Origin of the sequence: Okeania sp. SIO2B9 (genome assembly GCF_010672505.1) — a bacterium.
GTDB classification, from domain to species: Bacteria; Cyanobacteriota; Cyanobacteriia; order Cyanobacteriales; family Microcoleaceae; genus Okeania; species Okeania hirsuta.
Window position 1 is genome coordinate 1 of record NZ_JAAHGK010001037.1, and the last position, 2785, is coordinate 2785.

A 2785-nucleotide genomic window follows, 5' to 3' on the forward strand; every position below is an offset into this window, starting at 1 on the left:
CATTAGATTTAAGGAGTAGGGGGTAGGGAGTAGAGGAGTAAGGGAGTAAGGGAGTGGGGGAGTAGGGGAGTTAGGGAGTGGGGGAGTGGGGGAGTAGTAAACATCAGAATAATTACTCATGGGGTGACTGATAATTATCAAAAAGATTATTCGGTCTGTATTAATTATTTAATAATTGAAGTGTCGCCTAAGTATAGCATGACTTTTGGTAATTGGTATAATACCAATTTTAAAAAAGAATGTTACGAATAATAAGTGCAATAAAAAGATTTTGTAGGAAATGTCTCTTTGACAAAAAAGAGAATTTATGACCTAAAAACTGGTATTAAATCTATTCCCATACGACTCCTGAATTGCATAATTGCTGTTTGCGGAGCATGACAAACGGAAATTCTTACCGAAAAATTGTGGTTTAAAGCCTCCCCTTTTAAGGGGATAATAAAGAAAAATTTTCATCTCTTTGTCAATCCTCTTCTTTTCAAGGAGAGGTAATTATTCATTATTCATTATTCATTATTAATTGTTGAAGAAATACCCTAGCTATTTGTAGCAAACATTTATCAAATTGGTATAAGAAGGAAGAAGAAATATCATGTCCGGATGGTTAAGTGTCATAGACATCTCCAAAAATACAAAATAAAATCAATAACCGCACTAAATATATCAATTATTTGCTCCTGCTCCTTACTCCCTCTTTTGGAGGAGATGTCTAATCAAAATGTTCTCCTCTAAATGTTGAATAAATATTCCAAATTTATGCTCCGTTTCCAGTCTTCGCTCGTGAATTTACATCTACGACCTACCACATAAGAGTACTACCCGAGCGGAGATAATAATAACCTGTTAATTGAATACTATAGCGCTACGCATTAAGGTGTTTGACATTTCTAAACCCTGTTAGCGGAGCATTTGAGTACCGAAAACACTTTAACAGTTTACTATTCCCTATTCCCTATTCCCTATTCCCTAGCGCTATAATTGCCATATTAGCCTGAATATGATAGGGTGGAGAAACTCCGATTAAATCAGCTATATTTTTACATCAAAACTAATGGAAATAGGAATTGCTATATTTGGTGCAGGTCGTTGGGGAACTCACTTAATTCGTAACTTCTGCAATCATCCTCACTCTCGTGTTATCGCTATAGTAGACCCTAACCTAGAACAGTTACAAGCAGTTCAAAAGCGCTTGCAATTGGACAAAGATATCGTATTATTAGAAGATTGGACAAAAGCTTTAGAGTTACCAGGAATAGAGGCAGTGGCGATCGCTACTCCTGCTTCTACCCACTACGAAATTATTAGTGCTGCTCTGAAAAAAGGTTATCATGTTCTTTCGGAAAGCCTTTGACTCTTGAATATTCAGAGTCAGTGGAATTATGCAAATTAGCTGAACAACAACAACGTCAACTTTTTATCGATCATACTTATTTATTTAATCCAGTTGTCCAAAGTGGTCAAACTATCGTAGCAGAAGGTAAATTAGGAGAATTACGCTATGGGTACGCTACACGCACTCATATTGAACCTGTACGCCCAGATGTAGATGCTCTCTGGGATTTAGCAATTCACGATATCTGTATTTTGAACAGTTGGCTCGATCAAAGACCTGTGGAAGTACAAGCAAATGGCACGGTTTGGCTACCTCAACAACCCCCACAATCAGATTTAGTGATGGCTAAACTGACCTATCCAAGTGGCTTTCAAGCTTTTTTACATTTATGTTGGCTAAATCCTGATAAACAACGTCGTTTAGGAGTAGTAGGTACTCAAGGAACATTGATTTTTGATGAAATGTCTGCAGATACACCTTTAGTTATTCAGCATGGTCATTTAGAAGAACAAAATAATCGCTGGAAAGCAGTAGGTGTCAGTCGGGAAGTTTTAGCGATCGCCAAAGCTGAACCTTTAGGTCAAGTATGCAATGAATTTTTAAATTGTATTCGTCAGAATACTGCTTCACAAATTTCTTCTGGTTGGGTGGGTGCTGAATTAGTAGGAATCTTATGTGCTTTAAATGATTCTCTTGAGCAAGGAGGAAAAGTAATACCAGTTTAATAAATGTTTGCTACATTTTTTTTGAGCAGGGGAGCAGGGGATAAGTAAACATCAGAATAATTTATACGCTACTGAGGTACTAATTATCAAAGATGTCATTGCGCCTATGTTATACCAAGCGTGAAAAAAGAATGTTACGAATAGTAAGAGCGATAAAAAAACTTTATAGGAAATGCTCCTTTGACTAAAAAGATAGTTTACGCCCTAAAAAATGGTATTAAAGACATTCCGATACGACTCCTGACTCCTGACTCCTAAGAAATACCCTAGATATTTGTAGCAAACATTTATCAATTTGGTATGAATTATTGCTCTGCTAATTAACTATCAAAGCATTGACATATAAAAGTTTCAGCCTTCTTAAGTTGAAAAAAGTGCCAGCTTTTCGGTCAATAAAGCTCATGCATGGAGCGCATTTTGTGCAAGAGTTGGACAGAAAAATTAAGGGACAATTATTCCAACTACATCCTCTGTAATTCCCATTTTTCCTGACTCCTGACTCCTGACTCCTAACTCCTAACTCCTGATTCCTGACTCCTACCCTCTTTCTGCAATGTTTAATTAACTCTAAGAATTTAATTGCATTTCAGTTTGAATATCATGAACTACCCCGCCGTGTAGACGGACGGGGTTTCTAAGTCCCCGTCAACAAAGTCCGCACTTTGAGATTTTGAGCGCTTCATTTGCCCCAGTTGCCTCATCGAGCCTGTATGTTTACGGGTCGAAT

Annotated in this window: 2 protein-coding genes; both read left to right on the forward strand. The window is 37.2% G+C overall.

What is annotated here, in order from left to right; translation table 11 throughout:
• Nucleotides 1-1051: 1051 nt before the first annotated feature.
• Entirely contained in the window at nt 1052-1351 is a 300-nt protein-coding gene (locus F6K13_RS35435) for a Gfo/Idh/MocA family oxidoreductase (RefSeq protein ID WP_353735721.1), read from the forward strand.
• Nucleotides 1352-1371: 20 nt separating this feature from the next.
• Complete coding sequence (locus F6K13_RS26930; RefSeq protein WP_353735722.1) at nt 1372-2058, forward strand: Gfo/Idh/MocA family oxidoreductase; 687 nt, start codon at nt 1372-1374, stop codon at nt 2056-2058.
• The last annotated feature ends 727 nt before the right edge of the window (nt 2059-2785 follow it).